Source organism: Enterobacter cancerogenus (genome assembly GCF_019047785.1).
GTDB classification, from domain to species: Bacteria; Pseudomonadota; Gammaproteobacteria; order Enterobacterales; family Enterobacteriaceae; genus Enterobacter; species Enterobacter cancerogenus.
The window spans coordinates 2938282-2964274 of the sequence record NZ_CP077290.1 but is presented as its reverse complement, the minus strand read 5'-3'; the positions used below and the strand labels follow the sequence as shown (position 1 = coordinate 2964274).

14 protein-coding genes, 2 tRNA genes and 3 rRNA genes are annotated in these 25993 nt (G+C 56.4%); 3 read left to right on the top strand and 16 right to left on the bottom strand.

What is annotated here, in order from left to right; all coding sequences use genetic code 11:
• Positions 1–26 precede the first annotated feature (26 nt).
• The 8 genes from I6L58_RS13935 to bcsR all read right to left on the bottom strand — a co-directional run bounded on the left by I6L58_RS13935 (position 27) and on the right by bcsR (position 14194).
• Positions 27–1313: a dicarboxylate/amino acid:cation symporter gene (locus tag I6L58_RS13935; protein WP_006178023.1), complete on the bottom strand. Its 1287-nt coding sequence runs from the start codon at positions 1311–1313 to the stop codon at positions 27–29.
• Between the two features lie 158 nt (positions 1314–1471).
• A complete protein-coding gene (hmsP, locus tag I6L58_RS13930; protein WP_217060233.1) occupies positions 1472–3478 on the bottom strand; it encodes a biofilm formation regulator HmsP in 2007 nt (668 codons plus the stop codon).
• A 119-nt stretch (positions 3479–3597) separates the two neighbouring features.
• The gene (gene bcsC, locus I6L58_RS13925; protein ID WP_088209268.1) at positions 3598–7080 is read right to left on the bottom strand and encodes a cellulose synthase complex outer membrane protein BcsC; all 3483 of its coding nucleotides are present in this window, start codon (positions 7078–7080) and stop codon (positions 3598–3600) included.
• On the bottom strand, positions 7062–8168 hold the full coding sequence (gene bcsZ, locus I6L58_RS13920; RefSeq protein WP_088209269.1) for a cellulose synthase complex periplasmic endoglucanase BcsZ: 1107 nt from the start codon (positions 8166–8168) through the stop codon (positions 7062–7064). The genes bcsC and bcsZ overlap by 19 nt, the downstream gene beginning before the upstream one ends.
• A 6-nt stretch (positions 8169–8174) precedes the next feature.
• Positions 8175–10619, bottom strand: coding sequence for a cellulose biosynthesis cyclic di-GMP-binding regulatory protein BcsB (bcsB, locus tag I6L58_RS13915; protein ID WP_088209270.1), 2445 nt, complete (start codon positions 10617–10619; stop codon positions 8175–8177).
• A gap of 10 nt (positions 10620–10629) precedes the next feature.
• Positions 10630–13245: a UDP-forming cellulose synthase catalytic subunit gene (bcsA, locus tag I6L58_RS13910; protein ID WP_006178028.1), complete on the bottom strand. Its 2616-nt coding sequence runs from the start codon at positions 13243–13245 to the stop codon at positions 10630–10632.
• The gene (gene bcsQ, locus I6L58_RS13905; protein WP_058609734.1) at positions 13242–13994 is read right to left on the bottom strand and encodes a cellulose biosynthesis protein BcsQ; all 753 of its coding nucleotides are present in this window, start codon (positions 13992–13994) and stop codon (positions 13242–13244) included. The genes bcsA and bcsQ overlap by 4 nt, the downstream gene beginning before the upstream one ends.
• An 11-nt stretch (positions 13995–14005) precedes the next feature.
• Entirely contained in the window at positions 14006–14194 is a 189-nt protein-coding gene (gene bcsR / locus I6L58_RS13900; protein ID WP_006178030.1) for a cellulose biosynthesis protein BcsR, read from the bottom strand.
• 172 nt (positions 14195–14366) lie between these two features.
• Here bcsR and bcsE point away from each other — a divergent pair, with 172 nt between their 5' ends.
• The 3 genes from bcsE to bcsG are packed head-to-tail and all read left to right on the top strand — an operon-like array spanning position 14367 to position 17789.
• A complete protein-coding gene (gene bcsE, locus I6L58_RS13895) occupies positions 14367–15926 on the top strand; it encodes a cellulose biosynthesis c-di-GMP-binding protein BcsE (RefSeq protein WP_088209271.1) in 1560 nt (519 codons plus the stop codon).
• On the top strand, positions 15923–16117 hold the full coding sequence (gene bcsF, locus I6L58_RS13890; RefSeq protein WP_006178032.1) for a cellulose biosynthesis protein BcsF: 195 nt from the start codon (positions 15923–15925) through the stop codon (positions 16115–16117). The genes bcsE and bcsF overlap by 4 nt, the downstream gene beginning before the upstream one ends.
• Positions 16110–17789, top strand: coding sequence for a cellulose biosynthesis protein BcsG (bcsG, locus tag I6L58_RS13885; RefSeq protein WP_088209272.1), 1680 nt, complete (start codon positions 16110–16112; stop codon positions 17787–17789). Before bcsF ends, bcsG begins: the two co-directional genes overlap by 8 nt.
• Positions 17790–17829: 40 nt before the next feature.
• On the opposite strand, the gene birA is transcribed toward bcsG, so the two are convergent.
• From birA to hemG, 8 genes are all read right to left on the bottom strand, one after another.
• Positions 17830–18792: a bifunctional biotin--[acetyl-CoA-carboxylase] ligase/biotin operon repressor BirA gene (birA, locus tag I6L58_RS13880; RefSeq protein WP_088209273.1), complete on the bottom strand. Its 963-nt coding sequence runs from the start codon at positions 18790–18792 to the stop codon at positions 17830–17832.
• Positions 18789–19817 carry a UDP-N-acetylmuramate dehydrogenase gene (gene murB, locus I6L58_RS13875; RefSeq protein ID WP_088209274.1) on the bottom strand — a complete coding sequence of 343 codons (1029 nt, stop codon included), beginning with the start codon at positions 19815–19817 and terminating at the stop codon, positions 18789–18791. Before murB ends, birA begins: the two co-directional genes overlap by 4 nt.
• A gap of 135 nt (positions 19818–19952) precedes the next feature.
• Positions 19953–20068: ribosomal RNA gene (gene rrf, locus I6L58_RS13870) — 5S ribosomal RNA — on the bottom strand.
• A 72-nt stretch (positions 20069–20140) separates the two neighbouring features.
• Positions 20141–23045: ribosomal RNA gene (locus tag I6L58_RS13865) — 23S ribosomal RNA — on the bottom strand.
• 181 nt (positions 23046–23226) lie between these two features.
• Positions 23227–23302 (bottom strand) — tRNA-Ala (locus I6L58_RS13860).
• A 106-nt stretch (positions 23303–23408) separates the two neighbouring features.
• A tRNA-Ile gene (locus tag I6L58_RS13855) sits at positions 23409–23485 on the bottom strand.
• A gap of 69 nt (positions 23486–23554) precedes the next feature.
• A 16S ribosomal RNA gene (locus tag I6L58_RS13850) occupies positions 23555–25094 on the bottom strand.
• The 16S, 23S and 5S rRNA genes sit together here with 2 tRNA genes alongside, the layout of an rRNA operon.
• Before the next feature lie 353 nt (positions 25095–25447).
• Positions 25448–25993, bottom strand: a complete 546-nt coding sequence (gene hemG, locus I6L58_RS13845; protein ID WP_006179291.1) for a menaquinone-dependent protoporphyrinogen IX dehydrogenase — start codon at positions 25991–25993, stop codon at positions 25448–25450.

Here is a 25993-nt window from a genome sequence, read left to right as displayed (position 1 = left end):
AGGGAATGCGGGCAATTGCTAAGATATCAGGAGGATAAACCTGGGGTTTTGTCTTCGGCAGGACGATTATTTAACGTATCGTCGAGCTTTTTGTGATCCAGTTCTTTCACCCACTTCGCCACCACGACGGTCGCGACACCGTTGCCCACCAGGTTGGTTAAGGCGCGGGCTTCAGACATAAAGCGGTCGATACCGAGGATCAGCGCCAGACCCGCCACCGGCAGGTGACCCACCGCAGAGATGGTCGCCGCCAGCACGATAAACCCGCTGCCCGTCACGCCTGCCGCCCCTTTTGAAGACAGCAGGAGCACCACCAGCAGGGTGATCTGATGGAAGATATCCATGTGGCTGTTGGTTGCCTGGGCGATAAACACCGCGGCCATCGTCAGGTAAATGGACGTGCCATCCAGGTTGAAGGAGTAACCCGTCGGGATCACCAGCCCCACCACCGACTTCCGGCAGCCCAGTTTTTCCATCTTATCCAGCATGCGCGGCAGCGCCGATTCGGACGAGGAGGTGCCCAGCACAATCAGCAGCTCTTCGCGGATGTAGCGGATAAACTTAAAGATATTAAAGCCCGCCGCGCGCGCGATTGACCCCAGCACTACCACCACGAACAGAATACAGGTGATGTAGAAGCAGATAATCAGCTGGCCAAGCTGCACCAGCGTGCCGACACCGTATTTACCGATGGTAAAGGCCATGGCACCAAAGGCCCCGATGGGTGCCAGACGCATGATCATGTTGATAATGCCAAAGATGACCTGCGAGAAGCTTTCAATCACGTTGAAGATGATTTGGCCTTTGCTGCCCAGGCGATGCAGGGCAAAGCCAAACAGCACGGCAAACAGCAGAACCTGGAGGATATTGCCGCTGGCGAACGCGCCGATGACGCTGCTCGGGATCACGTCCAGCAGGAAGGCGACCACGCCCTGATCTTTCGCCTGCTCGGCGTAAATCGCCACCGCTTTGGCATCCAGCGTGGCCGGGTCAACGTTCATGCCTGCGCCGGGCTGCACCACGTTCACAATAATCAGACCAATGATCAGAGCAATGGTACTGACCACTTCGAAATAGAGTAACGCCACGGCGCCAGTGCGGCCAACCGCTTTCATGCTCTCCATGCCAGCGATGCCGGTCACCACCGTACAGAATATGACCGGGGCGATGATCATTTTGATGAGCTTAACGAACGCGTCGCCAAGCGGTTTCATTTGTGCGCCGAGTTCAGGGTAGTAGTGACCAAGCAGAATACCGACTGCGATGGCCGTCAGGACCTGAAAGTAAAGGCTCTTGAAGATCGAGGTTTTCATAGGGTGTCCTTGGGAAGAAAAACCACAGGCTTTGTAAGGTTATGGTTAACCTGCGGCTTTAAAATAACACCCACATAACAGGACAGAAATAAACCAGGTTCAAATTTGAAACACAAATGTTAAGAAATTTGAGCTGGCTCGCACAAGCCAGCAACAAATTACAGGTTTGCGGGGCGGTCAGCGTCAGAAAGATAGCGTTCTTCGAAGGCGTCGGACGGCACGGCGCGGCCAAACAGGAAGCCTTGTCCACCCTCTACGCCCGCGTCTGCCAGCCAGCGATGCTGGGCCTCGGTCTCGATGCCCTCGGCAATTACATGCAGATTGAGGCTGCGCGCCATCTGAATGATCGCCTGCACCATGCTGCTGTCGTTTGGCAGCCCGTCGACAAAGGTTTTGTCGATCTTCAGGACGTCTACTGGCAGCGTTTTCATGTGCTGAAGCTGGCGCAGCCCGGCGTAGCCCATGCCAAAATCGTCCAGCGCAATGCGGACACCGGCATTACGCAACGGCTTGAGGATAGCGACCGCTTCGTTAGGATCGTCAATGCGGCGGCTCTCGGTCACTTCCAGAATCAGGGTGTCAGGCTGGATCCGGTAGCGGTGGATCAGCTCCAGCACCTCCGAGACCATGGTCGGGTGCATCAGCTGTAACGCCGAGACATTCACCGACAGCGGCAAGGTAATGCCCCGCTCCTGCCACGCCGCCAGCTGGCGACACGACTCTTCCAGTACCCAGTAACCGACCGTGACCATCAGCCCGCAGGACTCGATACGCTCGATCAGCCCCTCCGGCAGATCCCATGCGCCGTCCGGCTGCTGGACGCGTAACAGCGCTTCGGCGCTTTTCACCTCGCCCGTGAGCAAATTCACCTGCGGCTGTAGCCAGACGGCAAACTGGCGGTTATCCAGCGCCGTCAGAATGTCGCTCTCTTCCGTCAGGCGCTGCTGGGCTTTTTCCATCTGTTCCGGGTCGAAGAACTGGATCTGGTTTTTGCCTTTACGGCGGGCGGTAAAGGCCGCCGACACGGCGCGACGGTAAAGCTGTTCCGCCGTCAGGTCGCCATAGAACATCGCAATCCCGATGCTCGCGCTTGGGCGCAGCTGAATGCCCTGAATCGGCAGCCGCTCATTAATAACAGTGAGTACTTGCTGACCTAGCGTAACGGCGTGCCACGGCTCTTTCACGCCGTGGGCGATGATCACCAGGTCATAGCCGCTTACCTGCGTCAGCACCATGCGCGGCGAGAGCACCGATTTCACCTTCTCCACCAGCGTCAGCAACAGCATTTCACGCTGGCTCTCTTTGAGCACGCCCGCGGTGTCCTGCAACGTTTCACAGGCCACGACCATCAGCGCGGTCGTCTGCTGGCGCGCCACCGTCTGCTCTAACATCGCCATCAGGAAGGCTTTGTTCGGCAGATCAGAGACCGGGAAGCGGGTAGCACTGCTGTTCAGCTCGACCTGGTGGCGCATCACGCGCTGCTGGTTGATGTTGTAGCTGCGCACCAGCATGCCAATCTCGTCGTCATGGTGAAGACGCGGCAGCTCAAGCTGGTGCCCGACCTGCTCCTGTGGGGATAAATCGTTAAGCTCGCGAGCAATGCGGCGTAGCGGGTGCACAATCAGCCGGTTGATGCACCAGGTCAGCGCCACACTCAGCATCAGCGTCAAAAGTAAGTAAGTAGTTACTAACGTAGCAACCCAGCTCATGACGAACTTATACATGCGGTAGGAGTCCGCCTGCAGTACCAGATAGGCTAACGGCTGGGGGTTGGCCGGACGTTCGAGAGAGTAAATCGGCAGCGAGATTTGGACCGGCAGCTCAAACATGCGCATCACCATCATCGGGACGGGACGTTCAGGGATAAAGCTCATCCGCAGCGCCTGGAACTGGTTCGGCAAGACCACATCCGCCCGGCTGACGATACCGGCAGACTGAATGCGTTTTAAAATGGTTTCCGCTTCGGGGATATCCCCTTTCAGAATCGACGAGGAGAGCGGGCCGCGTACCGAGCGGGCGATGCTTTCTAATTGCGAAGCCGTGTTATAGCGATTCTGCTGTACGGAATGAAACAGCAAAATAACGCAAAAAAGGAAGACAAACAGCAATGTGACGGCAGAAACCATCGCCATCTGTTTGATCGTTAGTGAACGGCTGACACGCAAAATGACTCTCCACAAAACTCGAAGCGCAGGGCGCACCAGGGAGTGAACCCGGTGCGCCTGAGTATACCCGATTGCTATGCTTTTAAGAGAGACTTACAAATGGATTAAGTAAAATCCGATTACCAGTCCGCATACGGCGTGAGCGGCTGAGGCGGTAAGTCCATATCGCCCTGCCAGCCTGCGGCAGAATAGCGCACGTAAAGCAGTGCATGACTCGGGGTATAGTCTTTCGCTTCCTGAATATCCACGCCCATACCGACGAACCAGTTGGACGTGACGCGGCGCTCAATAATGGCGCGAGCGGTATAACCCGTGCCGGAGGAGCTGCTCCCGGTTTCCATCTCGCCCCGGTCAGTATAGCGGCCCGGCTCATTGGTGGGGATTAACCCCTGCTGCGGATAACGCATTACATCATCCGTTTTCGAATGCGACCAGGAGACAGAGCCGCCCAGCTCCCAGGACCAGTTCTCGGTGCGCTTACGCCAGGTCACCGGCAGCGCGAACGAGACATACTCCTGCGGGCTATAGTAACCGCCCTGTCCCAGCGTATAGGCACTCAGATCTTTATCGTAATGCCATACCATGTTAGAGACGCCAACCGTCAGGCGCTCGTTGTTTTCGTTGATTAATTTGTAGTAATACCCTGTCATCCAGCGCACGCGCCAGTTATCTTCAACGTTTTTGCCGGTCAGGCTGTCGACGTTCAGGCTCGACCAGACGCCGTTCGCATCGCCTTTGTCATAGCTAATGCTAACGCCGCCGCCGGTTGAGCGAACGCCGCCCCAGGTGGTGCCGGTGTTGGTATCTTTCTGCCCGGCAAAGGCCAGCATCGAGCTGGAGATCGGGCGACGATGGGCATTCAGGGTGTAGCCAATCGGCCCCAGATCGCTGCTGTAGCTCAGGCCGCCGACCACGTCTACCACGTCGAAGCCCATCGGGGTGGTGCCGATGTCCCACGCCCAGGTTTTATTCTGCCAGCCCACGGCCACGCTGGCCCCGTTTGCCGACTGGTTGGTATTGCCGCTGCACGGCGTTTCGGCACAGGTGCCCCATTTGGGATCGTAGGTCCCGTTAGTGGTGGCAAATGAACCGGCGTCCATGTTGACCAGATCGCTTCGGAAGAACATCCGGCCGTCTGACAACGGCGCATCAACCTGCAACATGGAGGTATGCGCTTTCAGATCGGAATAGCCTCCCGTACCGCTGGAGCCCCAGTAGTCGTGCTGCAGCGTCACGTTAAGATCCTGCTGACGGTATAAATCACCGGCATCGCTGCGCACGCCGCGCTTCAGCCAGTCATCTTTTTCGTCGTTACGCGTGAGGCGGGTAAAGCTGTCGTTGTCCGCCGGGCGCGTGGTGGTTACGCCGGATGAGACCATCGCATCTTTATAGGTTTCCAGCGCCTGCTGAGGCTGGCCGTTCTGCGCCTGAAAACGCGCGGCATCACGTAACACCAGCGCGTTCTCCATTGACGGCGGCTGAGACGTCGCCTGCGGGATCAATTTGCTGAAGGTCTGGTCTGCCGCCGCGGTGTCACCCAGCCCTGCCTGCGCCATAGCGACCCGACGCTGCACGTTAAGCGAGCGCGGCTGGCCGTTTTCTGTGGCAGGCAGTTTTGCCAGTTCGGCGCGCGCTGCCTGCCGATCGCCTTCGGCAATATACACTTCGGTCAACCCCAGAAGTGCGTCCTCGTTTTGCGGCTCGCGTTGTAAAACGGTGCCGTAGGCGGTTTTTGCTGTAGCGTTGTCGCCGCGCTGCTGCGCCCAGTCTGCCAGCGTAAGATCGATACGCGTGGAGGTCGGCTGCTGGCGAAGCAGGGTCTCGGCCTCCTGCTCTTTTCTGCTGTCGCGCAGGCGGTTTGCCGTTTCCAGCACCTGATCGCTTTGCAGGCGATCCGCCAGCTCCTGAATGTTTCCGTTCCATTTATCACGCGGCAGCGTGTCGAGATGGGCCAGCGCGGCGCGATCCTGATTGTTACCGGAGAGGTATAGGCCGTAGGCGTACACCTGTTCCGGGTCGCCCGGTTTCTGGCTGGCGAGCTGGCGCATCAGGTTATCTGCCTGGCCGTGCTGCCCGGCGCTGTAGAGATCGCGTGAGAGACGATAGGTGATCCACACGTCGCCCGGCGAGAGCGCCAGACGACGGCGCTGAATGTCCGCAGCCTGCGCGAATTTCCCTTCGTTTTCCAGCTGCTCCGCCTGGGCGGACAAACGGTCATTGGTCAGCCCGCGCTCGATATCATCAATACTGCGACGCTGGCTGGCAGAGAGAGACTGAATAAATTCCGCCGCCTTTTCCGTGGACTGCGCGCGGTAGAGCCTGGCAAGACCGCGCACCGCGTTGCTGTTCCCGCTGTCCATGCGCAACGCCTGGCGATAGTAACGCTCAGCCGCTGCGTTATCGTTACGCGCCGTGGCGGCATCGCCCAGGCCCAGCACCGCATAGCTGTCGGTATTATCGATGTTACGCGCCTGCTGATAAAAGCGCTCCGCCTGCGCGGTATCGTTGGCTTTCAGGGCGGCATCGCCCTGCTGGATCAGCAGCCAGTAGCGGTTGACTTTCAGCAGGCTGTCCCATTTGCCCCGGTTATCACTCTGCGGGTCGAGCGCAATCGCTTTTTCGAACTGCGCCACCGCGCGGGCGCGATCGCCTTTCTGGGAATAGGCCTGCCCCAGCGCGCCAATGGCTTCGCTGTCAGCATGATTCGCGCTGACGGCCTTTTGCAGTTCGGCAACAGCTTTGCTGCCCTGCCCGGCATCTACGGCGGCCAGCCCTTCGGCTTTGGCACGGAAGGTCGGATCCGCGAGCTGTTTTTGCTGGGCTTCCAGCTGGGAGCGCGCAGCCGTGACGCTGTCGCCGTCGCTAAACACGCTCAGGTATTTCTGTAGCTCGCTGACGCTGGCCGCGCTGGTCGGCCGATCTTTGATCTGCTCATACCACATATCCGACGCCTGGCCGCGACCGCTGTTGGATTTCGCCATCTCCTGGAGGACCGCGAAACCTTCGTCCCGGCGTTCAGTCTGGAAAAGCAGCTGCGCCAGCGTGGCCTGAAGCTGGGTATTCCCCGGATTATCGGCATTGATTTTTTTCAGCTGGTTAATGGCCGCATTGCGGCGGGCCGGATCTTTCGCCACCACGTTCCAGTATTCGGAAGCCAGCTCGGCGCCCGGCGGGTTACCGGAAAAGAGTTTGTCATAGGCGGCAATCGCCTCCTGGGTATGGCCGGTCGAGGCCAGCAGACGGGCCTGCTGGAGTGCCTGACGCCCGTCCGGCGTGGAGAGCAGGATCGCATTGCGGGAAGACTGGTAGGCGCCGGAGCCGGGGGCGATCTCCTTCAGGCGGTCCAGCGCTTTTTGCGCAGCGCCGGTATCACCCTGTCGCAGCAGGTAACGCAAGCGGGCGGCAATGACATCCGGATTGTTGGGATCGATAAGCTCGAGGCGATACAGCGACTGGCGGACCAGATCCTCACGTTGCATCGATTCACCCAGACGCACCTGCTCCAGCAGCAACTGCTGCTGCGGCGAGTTGGCGGCCTGGGCCATCGGCATGAGCGCCAGGCCAAGCGATAAACTGAGTAGATTTACTGTGAACTTGCGCATTCCTGGCCCCAATCCGGTATTAATTCACCCTGTGCGGTGAAGCGAAAACGGTGCTGATCCCACCCTTGTCCGAAGAGGGTCAGTACATAGCTGTAATAGGCGTTGTTATCGGGAAAACGATCGGCCACGCGCTGACGTTGAACCGCTTGCGCATCGCGATTTTGCAAAAAGGGCAGCAGCGCGGCCGAAAACCCGACCGGGCCGTCATTCGTTCGTTTCCCCGTCGCGATGTCGACTTTTTCCGGGGGCAAACCCTGTTTAGCGGTTGTCGCCGCCATCGGCTGGAAGCGCGCCAGCAGCCGGGCTTTCTGCGGGTCTTTATCGTTCATCATGCCTGCCCACAGGTAAACGCGAATCGCATCATAGCTCCCCACAAGGGAGGTGCTCTGTTTTAGCTGCCAGCCTTTGCTTTTCTGGTACTGCACCCAGTCCGGGGAGAAGCCTTTGGGTGCCGTCTCCAGCAGCAGGCGCAGGTTGGTTTCACGTAGTGTCGTCCAGGGGGTGCCAAAACGGGTGAAGTAGCTTGCCAGCTGCGGCGGGAGATAGCTGGGGTTAAAACGCCAGGCGTTCTCTTCGGCAAAGCCGACTTTTCCCGGCAGCAGCATGGAGCCAAGCCCCGGCACTTTCGCCACTTCCTCACGGGCGATGCGCTCAAGCAGTGCGTTGCCGGTGCGAGTATAGTCAGGATTTTTCCACAACCGCCCCGCCTCCAGCAGCGACCAGGCGATCCAGATATCGGCGTCCGACGCGGAGTTATCGTCGATGACCGCCCAGGTCTCTTTGTTCTTCTGCCCCCACAGCCAGGCGGGCAGGTGCTGCGTTAAATCGCCTTCGGCCAGGTTGTCGCGCGTCCACGTCAGCAGCTGGTCAAACGCTTTACGGTCGTTGGCGACAAGGGCAAAGAATAATCCGTAGCTTTGCCCCTCCGAGGTGGTGATTTTGCGCGCGTCACTGGGATCAATGACGCGCCCGCCTTCGCTCATGTAGTCCTGTTTGAACTGCTCCCAGGCGGGCCAGGTGCAGGCGGCGCGGAGATCCGTCACCGCCAGCATCATCGCGGCGAATACGTACCAGCGTAAGGCTTTCATCACAACTTACTCACGATCCGGGTTCAGGCGACGACGGCTGATGATACGCAGCAGACGCCACAGCACCCACGCCAGCAGCACGACGCTGACGGCGGCCAGAATGGCCAGCAGCACCGGATGGTTCGACAGCGCATACCACAGACGCTCAAACCACGGCAGATGCCCGACATAGTAAATATCCCCGACGCGCAGGCTGTTGACGCCGGATTCACGAATGACGGCCACCGAGCCAAACATCGCAGCACGTTTACCGCTGTCGTTCATGGCGTTGTTGAGCAGCTCATACCCGCGCGGGCTGTCCGCCAGCAGCGCAATCACGCTACGCTGGTCGTGATACGGCGACTGGAAGCCCACAATTGCCGCCATCGGGCCTTGCGACGTAATGGCGGTCTGCGACCCAGCCTGACGGCCATTGTCATCCGGCATAATGCTCGGGAAGTCGGTCTGGCGCAGCGGGGTGTTCACCCAGGACTGGGTGGCCTGCACCAGCAGGTCGACGCGTTTGTCATCCTTCAGCTTGTCCGGGATGGTGCCGATCACCATGATGTCAGCATCTTTGTTCTGCAGCTGGCTGCCATCGTCGGTCAGGGTGACGTTTATCGCCGGTAAGCCGGTCTGTGCGCCCACGGACGCCATGGCGTCCAGCAGCGTGGAGACCTGCGCTTCGTTTGGCGTTTTTGGCACAACGACAATGGATTCAGAGAGATCGGCCATACGGCTGAACGGGAAGCTGGCGTTGGCGAAGGCTCGCAGGTCCGGCATGGCGAGGAAGTGATAGAACGTTGAGAAGTCGATAGTTGACTCGTCGCCAATCACCACATGATTCTCCACCGGCTGGAAGGTAATGCAGTTCTCCACCGAGCCGCCAGGCATTGGGTTCATGTACTGGAAGTCAAAGCGCAACTGGTTGATCGCGCCCAGCTTCAGAGCCGGGATCGAGACATCGGTTTTGCCATCCAACAGCCCCTGCAGCACCGGCAGGCGCAGCATCAGCTGGTTGGTCTCCTGGTTACTGGCCAGGCTGAAGGACTGCAGGAACTGGTTGTTCAGGCTGATGTCCATGCGCGAGCTGTCTTTGGTCGCGGGCGCGGTGTAGCGGTATTTCAGATTGATATCAATGCCGTTGGTGCGCAGCAGATAGAGATCCGGCGGCAGGTTCAGCGACAGATTGACCGGCGACGGCTCCAGCCCGGAGGACTGCAGCTGCTCTTCATAGGTTTTCAGCTCGCCGAAGGTGATGGCGCGATCGGTACGCACCCAGTTCGGCGCATCGTATGGCTTACGCGCCAGCAGCGGCTTCACCTCATCCACCACTACGCTGCTGCCACGGAACAGGATGTTCCCCTGGGCAATCCCTTTGGCTGCCTGCACCAGGTCTTTGTCATCACGACCAAACACCACCAGCAGCTTCACGTAAGGGTTATCCGGGTGGTTCATCATCTCAACCGTCGGGGCTTTTACGTCCGGGTGGTCACGCAGGAAGGCCGGGCGTTTAGCGTTAGTGGCAAACACGATGGCGTTTTTGTCCGGCATTTTATCGTACATGACCGGGAAGTTCTGACCGCGCCAGCCGGAGCGGGAACCAAACCACGAGGCCACAATAGTCGCCGCCAGCTGTTCCGTCACGTCCGGGGAACCGGCAAAGACCATCGGCAGCGTTAGCTGACGGTTGTCGCGCGGATCGAAGAACGGGACCGGGAAAGCAGAAAGATCGTTTTTCAGCGCCAGTGACTGGTAGGTCATCTGCAGCGATGAGTTCCGCCCTACGTCCATCCAGAGGGTGCTGCTGGAGGGGTTTTCACAGACGTCGCGGTAGTGGCCGACAAACTCCAGACGCACGCGGTTGAAGTCGGTGATGAACAGCGGGTTGATCGGCACCTGAGCCTGGGTTTTCTTACCCAACTGCTCTTTGGTGACCGGCAGAACGTCCATCAGCTCGTCATTCAGATAAACTTTCAGCTGTGACTGTACCGGCAGCAGCGAGGGCGACGGCGTGTACTCAAGGTTCAGCACCGCCTGAGAGACCACTTCATCGCTGCGCATGCCGAACTCAACGCCACCCTTAGGGTTGGTGCCACGAAGCACCATGCTGCCCGGAGGCGGCGCAATTTGCGCAAAGGTCAGCTTCACGTCACGTGACGGAACGTTATCCGCCACGACGGGCGCGTTGGCACCCGGTACGCCCGGCATCACCTGCCCGACCACCGGCGTTGCAGCCTGCGCCCCGTTCTGGTTTACCGGAAGGGTGTTCCCCTCGGTCGGTTGATTCGGGACAACGTTTTCCGTTTGCCCTGGCGCCGCGGTCACGACGGGGTCGGTCGCCTGCGCGACGACGGGAACCGTGGGAGCCGGCGTCGCCGCAGCATTATCCGGCGCGGCGTTAGCCACTGTTGCGGGAAGCGCACTCATCCCCATTGCCACTGCACATAACCAGGAAAGTTTAGTTTTCATCGCGTTATCATCATTGTTGAGCCATAACCGGGTCCGCCTGCTTCGCTTCATTTCGCTCGGGTCGACGCGGAATGAACGACACGACCCAGGAAATCAGCGAAGTAAGTGACCGGAAAATTAATTTCACCGACGACGGGGCAAATTCTGCAAGGTGACGATAGCCACGGAACCCCAGCTTCAGAATATCCAGCAGGCTTTCCAGAGGTTTATCTTCCGGGAAGCTGTCCTGCCAGAGCGCCCACGTATCCGCGCGAGCAAACGTACACTGCACAAAATCGATGTGTTGCTTCTTGGTCAGCGGCATCAGCTGCAGACCGACTTCATTTCCTGACACACGCGCCACCTGCGTCGGGAAGACATACTCTTGCTGGCCGCGTTTGAGCAGCAGGTTGACCTTCTGCCCCTCCAGCACTTTCGCCTGCCCGTTGATCTTGATCCCGAGTCCCCCGTCAGAGAAGTCATGCACGGTACAGGAGAAGAGGTGACCATCTTCACGGGCAATGGCTGCCGGCATGCTGATCTCGACGCGGTGCGCGCGACGGACCTGCTTGCTCTCGACCGAAACGGCCACCGCGCCGCCAAGGATAATCAGGTTGTAGAACACCCATGCCACGCTGACGAACACCGTCAGGATTTCGTTTTCCGGGCCGTAGTAGTAACGCCAGATACCGGCAATCACGCCAACGATGTTGAGCAGCACCAGGAAGATATACGGACGGGAGATCACCCAGTCGACGTACTCCTCTTCCACCAGCCCGCCTTTTGCGGTGACGTTAAACTTGCCTTTGTGCGGGTTAATCAGCGCCACCATGGTGGGCGGCGCGATATACCAGGCCAGCACCGTTTCGTAGATTTCACTCCAGAACGAGTGGCGGTATTTGCCCTGAATCTTCGAGTTGGTCAGGCTGGCGTGGATCATATGCGGCAGCACAAAGAGCGCGATCATCAGCGCAGGCGCGTAGATGATATAGGCGTGCAAGAGCAGGAACGCCAGCGGCGCGGTCAGGAAGATGAGCCGCGGAATACCGGATAAGAAGTGGAACATGGCGTTGACGTAGCACAGACGCTGCGCCAGCTTCAGCCCTTTCCCTGTTAGCGGGTTATCAAGGCGGAAAATCTGCACCATGCCGCGCGCCCAGCGGATACGCTGGCCGATATGCGCAGAAAGCGACTCCGTTGCCAGACCGGCCGCCTGCGGAATACGCATATAGGCCGAGGTATAGCCGCGACGGTGCAGGCGCAGCGAGGTGTGAGCATCTTCGGTGACCGTCTCAACGGCAATGCCGCCAATTTCATCCAGCGGCTTACGGCGGATAACCGCGCACGAGCCGCAGAAGAAGGTGGCGTCCCACATATCGTTCCCGTCCTGCACCAGGCCGTAGAACAGGGTGCCTTCGTTCGGGGTTTTACGGAAGCGCCCGAGGTTGCGTTCAAACGGATCCGGCGAGAAGAAGTGGTGCGGCGTCTGCATCATCGCCAGCTCTTTCTCTTTCAGGAACCAGCCCATGGTCATTTGCAGGAACGAGCGCGTCGGGACGTGGTCGCAGTCAAAGATGGAGACAAACTCCCCTTTGGCATATTTCAGCGCATTGTTGATGTTTCCGGCTTTAGCGTGTTCGTGCGTAGTACGGGCGATGTATTCCACCCCCACCTCTTCCGCAAACTGACGAAACTCCGCCCGGCCACCGTCATCAAGGATCCAGATTTTGAGCTTGTCCTTCGGCCAGTCGATACCCAGCGCGGCGTAGATAGTATTTTTTACCACGCTCAGGTCTTCGTTATAGGTCGGCACGAAGAGATCGACCGATGGCCACTGGGTCGTGTCTTTCGGCAGCGGTACCGGCTGACGATTCAGCGGCCAGACCACCTGGAAATACCCCAGCACCAGCACAATCCACGCATAGGTTTCAGCAAACAGCAGCACCAGGCCGCACACCAGGCTTACCGGGTCATCCCAGTTAAGCGTTGAGGTGTAGCGCCACCAGATGTAGCGGCAGGAGACGGTCAGCGACAGCACGATCAGCATCAGGGCCGAGAACCGCCCCGGAATACGCCGGACCAGCAGCGCCACGCCCCAGAGCAGGATCAGGAAGGTGAACTGCGCCAGCGGGTTAAAGGGCTGCGTAATACAGACCAGTGCCAGAATCAGCGAGAAGACGACAATTAAGCCGAGGATAAAACGACGCAAGCCCGGATGCAGATGCCCGAGCTCTTTATGATCGTCCAGATGGCTGGTCCTGTCGCCCACGCGCTCGGGCAGCCTGTCCAGCCAGCGGTGATAGCGCTCGCGGAAATTCTGCACCCGGCTAAAGCTGCGCCAGTGCGGCGTTTTCTTATCTGAAACGGGCGAAGTTGCCACCAGCCAGAGCGCCTGAATGGCGTAACGCGCCGGGTCCAGGGGGCGCGGCCTGTCAGGATTAATGTGCGGATAAAGCTCCCCGTGCCGCGCGCGAATGCGCTGCCAGCGGGGGTGTTCCAGCGGAATGAACAGCCAGGCCAGGATCGTCCAGAAACAGCCAAGCGCAGCGCTTAGCGACGACGCGCCGTGGTGACGATAATGACGATAGCGCTCGCTCAACCGCGCGCTGACCGGCGGTATAAGTAGCCAGGTGGACACGCGGATCATGCAGGACTCCCGGCAGATTCCCCGCGCCCGGCGTAGTGCAGCAAGCACCAGTTCGCCAGCGTCAGGATCTCTTCCGCCGCCAGTGAATCGCTCCGGTATTCGCCAAGCGGCTGTTTGGAAGCAAGGCACTCCGCCATGGCTTCATCACGATGGATGACCATCGGCAAAAGGCGTCGCTGGCTTTGCAGCCAAATCTGGTACAGATCGTCCTGGATCTGGCTGCTGAGGCGCAGATCGTTAATCAGAATGTGGGCATTCGCCGGCAGAGCCTGCTGATGCAGGCGGATATGGCAATTCGCATCAACGTTAACAATGGAGAGCACGTGATCGCACTGGGTAATGAGTTGGCGCGTCAGCGGATCGCTACCGTGCGGCAGATCGAGCACTATCCAGCGGTAATGGCCCTGCTCTTTCAAACGCTGCAAAGCGTTGCTGAACTGCGCAAGCAGGGGCTGATGCGCATTTTCGTTCTCGCGTTCTGCAACGGTCAGTTGTCCGTAGGGGAGCAAATCCAGCAGGGAGGTGTAACGCAGGCCCGCGTCCTGCCACTCTTTACCGTCGAGGAATGCCCGCGCCCAGCCGTCTTGATGGCGGAAGTCGACGTTGAACGACATGCGCAGCAAATTGTCGGGGCAGGCATCAATGACCAACACCGATTCACCCAGTAGTTGCAATGACCACGCCAGCGCCGCGGTGACGGATGTTGTACCCACACCGCCACGGACGCCCTGTAATCCGAGTATGGCCATCAATGGCTCCCTTATTGTTGTTGGGCAAACTCAGCCAGCAACGGCCAGCGTTTAATCGCCGCTGCCAGTTGTTCCCGCTGGGAAATATCGGTGTAATCAATTTCAGGCAAAGAAAAAGCCTGCGAGAGCGCCAGAAAATCATTTTGGAATGTGTAACCCAGGCTACTGTCGACCGGCGTTCCGGGTTCGTTATTATGCATTTTTATTCCATCACGTTGATTAAAGTCGCGGGATCAGATGAAGCGAAGCGTCCTACCTGCGAATTTTCATTTACATGCTAAATCTGATGTTCTTTAATTTCAATGTTAGGTTTATTTCTACGCTTTCGCTAGTAAACTGAGATACAGATAAATTCGATGATAGAGGGACACCGTGGACTCCATATTTTCTATTGGCATCCAGTCATTATGGGACGAATTGAGCCACATGCCAGTCGGTGGAGTCTGGTGGATTAATACGGAGCGCAATGAGGACGCCATAAGCCTGGTAAACCAGACCGTAGCCGCACAGGGCGGGGATTCCCGCGTTGCCGTTATCACCATGGGCGACGATCCTAAACAGGTTATCAGGCTCGATGAAAATAATGGCCCACAGACGGTAAGGCTATTTACGATGTCATCCGAAACCGAAAGCCTGAACTTCCTGCCCCGTGATATTCAGTGCTCCATTGATCCGGATCACTATTTACTGATACTTAAATGCGCAAATAACGTGCTGCAAAATATATCCCCACAAAAAATTGTGCAGTGGATAGAAAAAATCAACAAATGGGCGAAAAATCGAAACTGTTCAGTATTGGTCATTAACCCCGGCAGTAATAACGACAAGCTTTTTTCATTTTTAATGGCGCAATATCGTTCCCTTTTCGGCCTCGCAAGTATCCGTGACCAGACCGACAGTTATCTTTACGATATTGCGTTCTGGTGCAACGAAAAAGGGGTGAGCGCCCGCCAACAACTTACCCTGAAACAGATCGACGGTCAGTGGCATCTCTCCCGACAAGAAACGGCGGTGGTGCAGCCGCGCAGCGATGAAAAACGCATTCTCAGCCATGTTGCGGTATTAGAAGGTGCGCCTGCGCTCTCGGAAAACTGGTCCCTCTACGATACAAATGAAGCGGTCTTTAATGAAGCCCGCACGACGCAGGCAGCGACCATTGTTTTTTCATTAATGCAGAATAACCAGATTGAAACGCTGGCGAGACACATACACACGTTGCGTCGCCAGCGCGGAAGCGCACTGAAAATCGTCGTACGTGAGAACAATACCAGCCTGCGCGCCACCGATGAGCGGCTGCTTCTGGGCTGCGGTGCCAATATGGTCGTGCCCTGGAATGCGCCGCTCTCACGCTGCCTGACGCTTATCGAAAGCATTCAGGGCCAGCAGTTTAACCGCCACGTTCCGGAAGATATCAGCACCCTGCTTTCCATGACCCAGCCGATGAAACTGCGTGGCTATCAAAAGTGGGATACCTTCTGCGATGCGGTCAGCAATATGATGAGCAATACGCTGCTTCCGGCAGATGGTAAAGGCGTGATGGTCGCGCTGCGCCCGGTGCCGGGTATTCGTGTTGAACAGGCGCTGACCCTGTGCCGGCCCAACCGCACGGGGGACATCATGACGATTGGGGATAACCGCCTGGTGCTGTTTTTATCCTTCTGTCGGGTGAACGATCTCGATACGGCCCTTAACCACATCTTCCCGCTACCAACCGGGGATATTTTCTCTAACCGCATGATTTGGTTCGAAGATAATCTTATCAACGCAGAACTGGTGCAGATGCGTACCCTGAAACCGGAACAATGGTCAAAACCGCTCCCGATGACGAAGAGTGTCAAACCGATCCTCAATGCGCAGCATGACGGACATACCTGGCGTCGGGTTCCCGAACCCCTGCGTCTGTTGTCTGAGCAGACGGAGGGATCAAAATGAGCATCAGCGATATCCTTCAGCTGGTCATACTCTGTGCGCTGATATTTTTCCCGCTTGGCTACTATGCGCGTCATTCGCTGCGTCGGATGCGCGATACGGCCAGAATACTGTTTGTAAAACCTCGCTACGTTAAACCCGCCGGAACACTGACACGAGCTCCGAACGTCAAGGCAACCCGAAAACATGACTAATTCTACCTATACCACGTCGGCGCCATCGCCGCTCTGGCAATACTGGCGCGGCCTTTCCGGCTGGAACTTTTACTTTCTGGTGAAATTTGGTCTGCTGTGGGCAGGCTATCTTAATTTCCACCCTCTGCTGAACCTGGTGTTTATGGCATTCCTGCTGATGCCCATTCCGAACGTCAGGCTGCACCGTATACGCCACTGGATCGCTATTCCGATAGGGTTTGGTCTGTTCTGGCATGACACCTGGCTGCCTGGCCTGGAAAGCATCATGAGCCAGGGCTCGCAGGTTGCGGGCTTTAGTTCCGACTATATTCTCGATCTGACCGAGCGTTTCATTAACTGGGAGATGATTGGGGCAGTGTTCGTGCTGCTGGTCGCCTGGCTGTTCCTGTCACAATGGATCCGCGTCACGGTGTTTGTGGTCGCGATTATGGTCTGGCTTAACGTGCTGACGCTGACAGGCCCGAGCTTCTCCCTGTGGCCAGCCGGTCAGCCAACCACCACGGTTACCACCACTGGCGGCTCTGCGGCGGCTACCGTGGCGACAGCGGGCGACACGCCGGTAGTAGGTGATATCCCTGCGCAAACGGCACCGCCGACCTCGGCGAACCTGAATAACTGGCTTTCAAGTTTCTATACGGCTGAAGACAAGCGTCAGACCAAATTCCCGGACGCGCTGCCTGCCGATGCTCAGCCGTTTGAACTGCTGGTGATCAACATCTGTTCCCTGTCCTGGGCCGACGTGGATGCCGCCGGGTTGATGTCGCACCCGCTGTGGTCACACTTTGACATCCAGTTTAAAGATTTTAACTCTGCCACGTCGTACAGCGGCCCGGCAGCCATTCGTCTGCTGCGTGCGAGTTGCGGTCAGCCATCGCACAAAAATCTTTACCTGCCAGCGGGCAACCAGTGTTACCTGTTTGATAATCTGGCTAAGCTGGGCTTCACGCAGCACCTGATGCTCGGCCATAACGGTCAGTTTGGTAACTTCCTGAAAGAGATTCGTGAGCAAGGGGGAATGCAGGCCCCGCTGATGGATCAAACCGGCCTGCCGGTGCAACTGCTGGGCTTTGACGGTTCGCCGGTATACGACGACGCCGCCGTGCTGCAGCGCTGGCTACAGACCATCGATAAAGACACAAACCCACGCAGCGCCACGTTCTATAACACCCTGCCGCTGCATGACGGGAACCACTTCCCTGGCGTGAGCAAAACGGCGGATTATAAAGTGCGTGCGCAAAAGCTCTTTGACGAGCTGGACGCGTTCTTAACCGAGCTGGAAAAATCAGGCCGTAAGGTGATGGTGGTTGTGGTGCCAGAACACGGCGGTGCGCTGAAGGGCGACAGAATGCAGGTGTCCGGCCTGCGCGATATCCCAAGCCCGTCCATCACCAACGTGCCTGCCGGGATTAAGTTCATCGGCATGAAGGCACCGCACCAGGGCGCACCGGTTGAGATCACCCAGCCAAGCAGCTACCTGGCGATCTCAGAAATCGTTGCCCGCGCGGTCGACGGCAAGCTGTTTGTGGAAGATAGCGTGAACTGGGATCAGCTTACCAGCAATCTGCCGCAGACGGCTGAGGTATCGGAGAACGCCAACGCGGTGGTGATCCAGTACCAGAAAAAACCGTATGTTCGTCTCAACGGCGGGGACTGGGTCCCTTATCCGCAATAACGACGTAAAACTAAAAAGGGAGCCAACCGGCTCCCTTTTTTTATTCTGCGCTTCGCAGCGAGATTTCACCGCCCACCCAGGGCTTGATCGCGCCGTCTTGTTCGAGGAGCAGCGCGCCCTGTGCATTGATACCCCGGGAAATCCCGACGATTTCGCGTTCACCAATCAGCAGTTTGACCGGACGGTTGATAAAGTTATCCAGCTTTTCCCAACGCGACAGGAACGGCGTTAACCCTTCCTGCTCAAAGAGCGTCAGGGAGCTGCGCAGCTCTTTTATCATGCGTACGGCGAGGGTATTACGATCGATGGTGATCCCCGCTTCCTGCAGGTTGGTCCAGGCCTGATTCACTACATCACTCTGCACATTACGCATGACCATATTCAGGCCAGCGCCAATCACAATCTGCGCGGCATCGCCGGTTTTACCGGTTAATTCAACCAGGATACCCGCCAGTTTACGATCGTCGAGATAGAGATCGTTCGGCCATTTAACCCGCACTTTATCGGCACCCAGCTCGTGAAGCACTTCGGCCATCACAATCCCAATCACCAGGCTCAGGCCGACAGCGGCGGCAGGCCCTTGCTCAAGACGCCAGTACATTGACAGGTAGAGGTTGGCACCAAAAGGAGAGAACCATTTGCGCCCACGGCGGCCCCGCCCGGCCTGCTGATATTCCGCCACGCAGGCATCACCCGAGTCGAGATCGGCCAGGCGATCCAGCAGGTACTGGTTGGTAGAATCGATTACCGGCAGGACGGCCACCTTTCCCTGACCAATCTGGCTACGGATCGCCTCTTCATTGAGGAGCTGGATAGGCTCCGGCAGGCTGTAGCCTTTGCCGGGCACGGTGAACACATCGACCCCCCAGTCGCGGAGCGTCTGGATATGTTTATTAATACCGGCGCGGCTCATGCCCAACTGCTCGCCCAGCTGCTCGCCAGAGTGAAACTCTCCGTCAGCCAGAATGCCGATCAGGGTTAAGGGAACGGTATTATCCTTCACGCAATTGTCTCCACGGCACTGACTTCGCCCGTGCGACCAATAAAGCGCACTTCGGGCTCGAGCCAGACGTTGAATTTCTCGCCCACACGCTGGCGAACATGATGTGCAAGCTTGACCACGTCTTCACTGGTCGCATTGCTTTGATTGATCAGTACCAGCGCCTGCTGACGATGAACGGCAGCACCGCCCACCGACGTGCCTTTTAGTTCACATTGATCGATAAGCCAGCCAGCAGCCAGCTTCACGCTGCCATCCGCCTGTGGATAATGGGGTGCCGTTGGCCAGCCCGCCAGGAAAGCTTTCGCCGTTTCGCCGCTGATAACCGGGTTTTTGAAGAAACTGCCCGCATTACCGTTCACTTTCGGGTCAGGCAGTTTTGTCATCCGCATATGGCAGACTGAATCAAAGACTTCCCGGGCGGTGACGGTCGCAGGATCGAGACGGGTTAAATCACCGTAGGTCAGAACGGGCGTCCACGCTTTCGCCAGACGAAGACCTACGGCCACAATCACGTAGCGATCCTGGTATTCATGCTTGAAAATACTGTCCCGATAGCCAAAACGGCACTGCTCTGCGGTCAAACGCAGGGCGTTTCCGGTCGCCAGCTCAAGGCAGTCGACATATTCGCAGACGTGTTTTAGCTCGATACCGTACGCACCAATATTTTGAATCGGTGACGATCCGGCACAACCGGGGATGAGCGCAAGGTTTTCGAGACCCGGCATGCCTTGTTCAAGGGTGTATTGCACCAGATGGTGCCAGTTTTCGCCGGCCCCGACGTGCAGATGCCAGCTGTCGGCGCACTCTTTAACATCAATTCCCATGATGCGGTTGACGATAACCGTTCCCGCAAAATCATCGAGAAACAGGACATTACTTCCTTCGCCCAGAATAAGTACGGGTTCACCGTTTTCTGCTGCGTTTTGCCATGCTTCCAGCAGTTGCTGAGCACACTCGGCACGTACAATTTGATTAGCATTGCGTTGAATGCCAAAGGTATTCCAGGGCTTAAGGGAGTGGTTCATAGACGCTATCCTGATGCAAAAACGGTGATAGTTTACCGTATATGCAGGAAATTGGGGGATTAGTTTGTGGAGAGGTTTTGGGGTACAAAAACGCAAAAAGGCCATCCTTCCGGATGGCCTCTTCACTTGTTTGATGCCTGGCAGTTCCCTACTCTCACATGGGGAGACCCCACACTACCATCGGCGCTACGGCGTTTCACTTCTGAGTTCGGCATGGGGTCAGGTGGGACCACCGCGCTAAAGCCGCCAGGCAAATTCTGTTAATCTGTATCAAAGCTGAAATTTGATTGTCTGTCTCTTCGCCGAAACAGCTTCGGCGTTGTAAGGTTAAGCCTCACGGTTCATTAGTATCGGTTAGCTCAACGCATCGCTGCGCTTACACACCCGACCTATCAACGTCGTCGTCTTCAACGTTCCTTCAGGAGACTTAAAGTCTCAGGGAGAACTCATCTCGGGGCAAGTTTCGTGCTTAGATGCTTTCAGCACTTATCTCTTCCGCATTTAGCTACCGGGCAGTGCCATTGGCATGACAACCCGAACACCAGTGATGCGTCCACTCCGGTCCTCTCGTACTAGGAGCAGCCCCCCTCAATTCTCCAGCGCCCACGGCAGATAGGGACCGAACTGTCTCACGACGTTCTAAACCCAGCTCGCGTACCACTTTAAATGGCGAACAGCCATACCCTTGGGACCTACTTCAGCCCCAGGATGTGATGAGCCGACATCGAGGTGCCAAACACCGCCGTCGATATGAACTCTTGGGCGGTATCAGCCTGTTATCCCCGGAGTACCTTTTATCCGTTGAGCGATGGCCCTTCCATTCAGAACCACCGGATCACTATGACCTGCTTTCGCACCTGCTCGAGCCGTCACTCTCGCAGTCAAGCTAGCTTATGCCATTGCACTAACCTCCTGATGTCCGACCAGGATTAGCTAACCTTCGTGCTCCTCCGTTACTCTTTGGGAGGAGACCGCCCCAGTCAAACTACCCACCAGACACTGTCCGCAACCCGGGTAACGGGTCCACGTTAGAACACCAGCCATTAAAGGGTGGTATTTCAAGGATGGCTCCACGCAGACTGGCGTCCACGCTTCAAAGCCTCCCACCTATCCTACACATCAAGGACCAGTGTTCAGTGTCAAGCTATAGTAAAGGTTCACGGGGTCTTTCCGTCTTGCCGCGGGTACACTGCATCTTCACAGCGAGTTCAATTTCACTGAGTCTCGGGTGGAGACAGCCTGGCCATCATTACGCCATTCGTGCAGGTCGGAACTTACCCGACAAGGAATTTCGCTACCTTAGGACCGTTATAGTTACGGCCGCCGTTTACCGGGGCTTCGATCAAGAGCTTCGCGTTGCCGCTAACCCCATCAATTAACCTTCCGGCACCGGGCAGGCGTCACACCGTATACGTCCACTTTCGTGTTTGCACAGTGCTGTGTTTTTAATAAACAGTTGCAGCCAGCTGGTATCTTCGACTGATTTCAGCTCCACCCGCAGGGGCTTCACCTACATATCAGCGTGCCTTCTCCCGAAGTTACGGCACCATTTTGCCTAGTTCCTTCACCCGAGTTCTCTCAAGCGCCTTGGTATTCTCTACCTGACCACCTGTGTCGGTTTGGGGTACGATTTCGTGTTACCTGATGCTTAGAGGCTTTTCCTGGAAGCAGGGCATTTGTTACTTCAGCACCGTAGTGCCTCGTCATCACACCTCAGCGTTAAAAGGTACCGGATTTACCTGGAACCTCCGCCTACATGCTTAAACCGGGACAACCGTCGCCCGGCTAACATAGCCTTCTCCGTCCCCCCTTCGCAGTAACACCAAGTACAGGAATATTAACCTGTTTCCCATCGACTACGCCTTTCGGCCTCGCCTTAGGGGTCGACTCACCCTGCCCCGATTAACGTTGGACAGGAACCCTTGGTCTTCCGGCGAGCGGGCTTTTCACCCGCTTTATCGTTACTTATGTCAGCATTCGCACTTCTGATACCTCCAGCATGCCTCACGGCACACCTTCAACGGCTTACAGAACGCTCCCCTACCCAACAACGCATAAGCGTCGCTGCCGCAGCTTCGGTGCATGGTTTAGCCCCGTTACATCTTCCGCGCAGGCCGACTCGACCAGTGAGCTATTACGCTTTCTTTAAATGATGGCTGCTTCTAAGCCAACATCCTGGCTGTCTGTGCCTTCCCACATCGTTTCCCACTTAACCATGACTTTGGGACCTTAGCTGGCGGTCTGGGTTGTTTCCCTCTTCACGACGGACGTTAGCACCCGCCGTGTGTCTCCCGTGATAACATTCTTCGGTATTCGTAGTTTGCATCGGGTTGGTAAGCCGGGATGGCCCCCTAGCCGAAACAGTGCTCTACCCCCGAAGATGAGTTCACGAGGCGCTACCTAAATAGCTTTCGGGGAGAACCAGCTATCTCCCGGTTTGATTGGCCTTTCACCCCCAGCCACAGGTCATCCGCTAATTTTTCAACATTAGTCGGTTCGGTCCTCCAGTTAGTGTTACCCAACCTTCAACCTGCCCATGGCTAGATCACCGGGTTTCGGGTCTATACCCTGCAACTTAACGCCCAGTTAAGACTCGGTTTCCCTTCGGCTCCCCTATACGGTTAACCTTGCTACAGAATATAAGTCGCTGACCCATTATACAAAAGGTACGCAGTCACCCCATAAAGAGGCTCCCACTGCTTGTACGTACACGGTTTCAGGTTCTTTTTCACTCCCCTCGCCGGGGTTCTTTTCGCCTTTCCCTCACGGTACTGGTTCACTATCGGTCAGTCAGGAGTATTTAGCCTTGGAGGATGGTCCCCCCATATTCAGACAGGATACCACGTGTCCCGCCCTACTCTTCGAGTTCACAGCAAGTGTGCTTTCGTGTACGGGACTATCACCCTGTACCGTCGGACTTTCCAGACCGTTCCACTAACACACAAGCTGATTCAGACTCCGGGCTGCTCCCCGTTCGCTCGCCGCTACTGGGGGAATCTCGGTTGATTTCTTTTCCTCGGGGTACTTAGATGTTTCAGTTCCCCCGGTTCGCCTCGTTAACCTATGTATTCAGTTAACGATAGTGCAACGAATTGCACTGGGTTTCCCCATTCGGACATCGACGGGTCAAAGGTTCATATCACCTCGCCGTCGCTTTTCGCAGATTAGCACGTCCTTCATCGCCTCTGACTGCCAGGGCATCCACCGTGTACGCTTAGTCGCTTAACCTCACAACCCGAAGATGTTTCTTTCGATTCACCATCGACTTGCGAAAATTTGAGAGACTCGAACACACATTAACTGTGTGTCGTTTCAATTTTCAGCTTGATCCAGATTTTTAAAGAGCAAAACTTCGCAGTGCACCTTTTCAGGTTCACTCTGAAGTTTTCTTGTTTTCGCAGTAAAAGGATGGTGGAGCTATGCGGGATCGAACCGCAGACCTCCTGCGTGCAAGGCAGGCGCTCTCCCAGCTGAGCTATAGCCCCATCGTAGTTAATCTCATGAACCGTAATTCCTGTTGAGGCAAGGCGTGGTGACACGAAGCATACATCTGTATGCGAGTGTCGCCGCAACGCAGCATCAGCAGGAATTTGGTAGGCCTGAGTGGACTTGAACCACCGACCTCACCCTTATCAGGGGTGCGCTCTAACCACCTGAGCTACAAGCCTGCAGAGATTTTTACTGCTGTATTTCATCAGACAATCTGTGTGAGCACTACAAAGGCAGGTTCTTTAAGGTAAGGAGGTGATCCAACCGCAGGTTCCCCTACGGTTACCTTGTTACGACTTCACCCCAGTCATGAATCACAAAGTGGTAAGCGCCCTCCCGAAGGTTAAGCTACCTACTTCTTTTGCAACCCACTCCCATGGTGTGACGGGCGGTGTGTACAAGGCCCGGGAACGTATTCACCGTAGCATTCTGATCTACGATTACTAGCGATTCCGACTTCATGGAGTCGAGTTGCAGACTCCAATCCGGACTACGACGCACTTTATGAGGTCCGCTTGCTCTCGCGAGGTCGCTTCTCTTTGTATGCGCCATTGTAGCACGTGTGTAGCCCTACTCGTAAGGGCCATGATGACTTGACGTCATCCCCACCTTCCTCCAGTTTATCACTGGCAGTCTCCTTTGAGTTCCCGGCCTAACCGCTGGCAACAAAGGATAAGGGTTGCGCTCGTTGCGGGACTTAACCCAACATTTCACAACACGAGCTGACGACAGCCATGCAGCACCTGTCTCAGAGTTCCCGAAGGCACCAAAGCATCTCTGCTAAGTTCTCTGGATGTCAAGAGTAGGTAAGGTTCTTCGCGTTGCATCGAATTAAACCACATGCTCCACCGCTTGTGCGGGCCCCCGTCAATTCATTTGAGTTTTAACCTTGCGGCCGTACTCCCCAGGCGGTCGACTTAACGCGTTAGCTCCGGAAGCCACGCCTCAAGGGCACAACCTCCAAGTCGACATCGTTTACGGCGTGGACTACCAGGGTATCTAATCCTGTTTGCTCCCCACGCTTTCGCACCTGAGCGTCAGTCTTTGTCCAGGGGGCCGCCTTCGCCACCGGTATTCCTCCAGATCTCTACGCATTTCACCGCTACACCTGGAATTCTACCCCCCTCTACAAGACTCTAGCCTGCCAGTTTCGAATGCAGTTCCCAGGTTGAGCCCGGGGATTTCACATCCGACTTGACAGACCGCCTGCGTGCGCTTTACGCCCAGTAATTCCGATTAACGCTTGCACCCTCCGTATTACCGCGGCTGCTGGCACGGAGTTAGCCGGTGCTTCTTCTGCGGGTAACGTCAATCGACAAGGTTATTAACCTTATCGCCTTCCTCCCCGCTGAAAGTACTTTACAACCCGAAGGCCTTCTTCATACACGCGGCATGGCTGCATCAGGCTTGCGCCCATTGTGCAATATTCCCCACTGCTGCCTCCCGTAGGAGTCTGGACCGTGTCTCAGTTCCAGTGTGGCTGGTCATCCTCTCAGACCAGCTAGGGATCGTCGCCTAGGTGAGCCGTTACCCCACCTACTAGCTAATCCCATCTGGGCACATCTGATGGCAAGAGGCCCGAAGGTCCCCCTCTTTGGTCTTGCGACGTTATGCGGTATTAGCTACCGTTTCCAGTAGTTATCCCCCTCCATCAGGCAGTTTCCCAGACATTACTCACCCGTCCGCCGCTCGTCACCCGAGAGCAAGCTCTCTGTGCTACCGCTCGACTTGCATGTGTTAGGCCTGCCGCCAGCGTTCAATCTGAGCCATGATCAAACTCTTCAATTTAAGTTTGATGCTCGTGAATTAAACTTCGTAATGAATTACGTATGTTCACTCAGAGACTTGGTATTCATTTTTCGTCTTGCGACGTTAAGAATCCATGTCACTTTGAGTGCCCACACAGATTGTCTGATAAATTGTTAAAGAGCAGTGCCGCTTCGCTTTTCTCAGCGGCGCGGGGTGTGCATATTACGCTTTCCCGCCTCAGAGTCAAGCTTTAATTTCGCTTTTCTCTGCTGACCCGGCGGCGTGTGTGCCGTTGTTCCGTGTCAGTGGAGGCGCATTATAGGGAGTTATTCTGAAGTGACAAGCATAAAATACAAAAAAATTGTCGTTCGCTCACTTTTCAAACTTCACGCTTAATTTACCCGCGAATCGCTTGTTAACTGTGCGATTTCCCGGGCAAAACCGGCTACCTGCAGCCAGTCGGTATATACCACTTCTTTACGCGTATCGGTTTCACCACCGGTCATTTTCATGATCAGGCGGATCATCATCCGGTCATACCAGCGATAATGCGGGTAGCGCAGCGCCCCGGCGAAGACAGCACACAGATCGGGTTGCCATGGCGAGTTCAGCAAAAACTTACGCGTATAGCTGTTTGTCTGCGGCGTACGCTTTTCAGCTTTACGGGCGACCAGGTTGACCGAATAGAACGCGCCAGGCAGCTGACTGAGCGCAGCCAGGTGTTTCTTCACGAAACGGTCCAGTGCAGGATGGAAATGACCATAACGAATAGACGCGCCAATCACTACGCGATCGTAATCCTGCCAGGCAATCTGTTCGGCACGGTTCAGGTTCACCACGTCCGAGTAAATGCCCTGCTCTTTTAATTCAGAAGCAAGATAAGAGGCAATCTCACGCGTTTGCCCGTCTCGCGTTGAGAAAAGAATAAGTGTTTTCAC

What these genes read in the sequence shown, in the direction of transcription:
- I6L58_RS13935 (WP_006178023.1), bottom strand. Translation starts at nt 1,313, where the DNA reads ATGAAAACCTCGATCTTCAAGAGCCTTTACTTTCAGGTCCTGACGGCC.
- bcsC (WP_088209268.1), bottom strand. Translation starts at nt 7,080, where the DNA reads ATGCGCAAGTTCACAGTAAATCTACTCAGTTTATCGCTTGGCCTGGCG.
- bcsZ (WP_088209269.1), bottom strand. Translation starts at nt 8,168, where the DNA reads ATGAAAGCCTTACGCTGGTACGTATTCGCCGCGATGATGCTGGCGGTG.
- bcsB (WP_088209270.1), bottom strand. Translation starts at nt 10,619, where the DNA reads ATGAAAACTAAACTTTCCTGGTTATGTGCAGTGGCAATGGGGATGAGT.
- bcsA (WP_006178028.1), bottom strand. Translation starts at nt 13,245, where the DNA reads ATGATCCGCGTGTCCACCTGGCTACTTATACCGCCGGTCAGCGCGCGG.
- bcsQ (WP_058609734.1), bottom strand. Translation starts at nt 13,994, where the DNA reads ATGGCCATACTCGGATTACAGGGCGTCCGTGGCGGTGTGGGTACAACA.
- bcsR (WP_006178030.1), bottom strand. Translation starts at nt 14,194, where the DNA reads ATGCATAATAACGAACCCGGAACGCCGGTCGACAGTAGCCTGGGTTAC.
- bcsF (WP_006178032.1), top strand. Translation starts at nt 15,923, where the DNA reads ATGAGCATCAGCGATATCCTTCAGCTGGTCATACTCTGTGCGCTGATA.
- bcsG (WP_088209272.1), top strand. Translation starts at nt 16,110, where the DNA reads ATGACTAATTCTACCTATACCACGTCGGCGCCATCGCCGCTCTGGCAA.
- murB (WP_088209274.1), bottom strand. Translation starts at nt 19,817, where the DNA reads ATGAACCACTCCCTTAAGCCCTGGAATACCTTTGGCATTCAACGCAAT.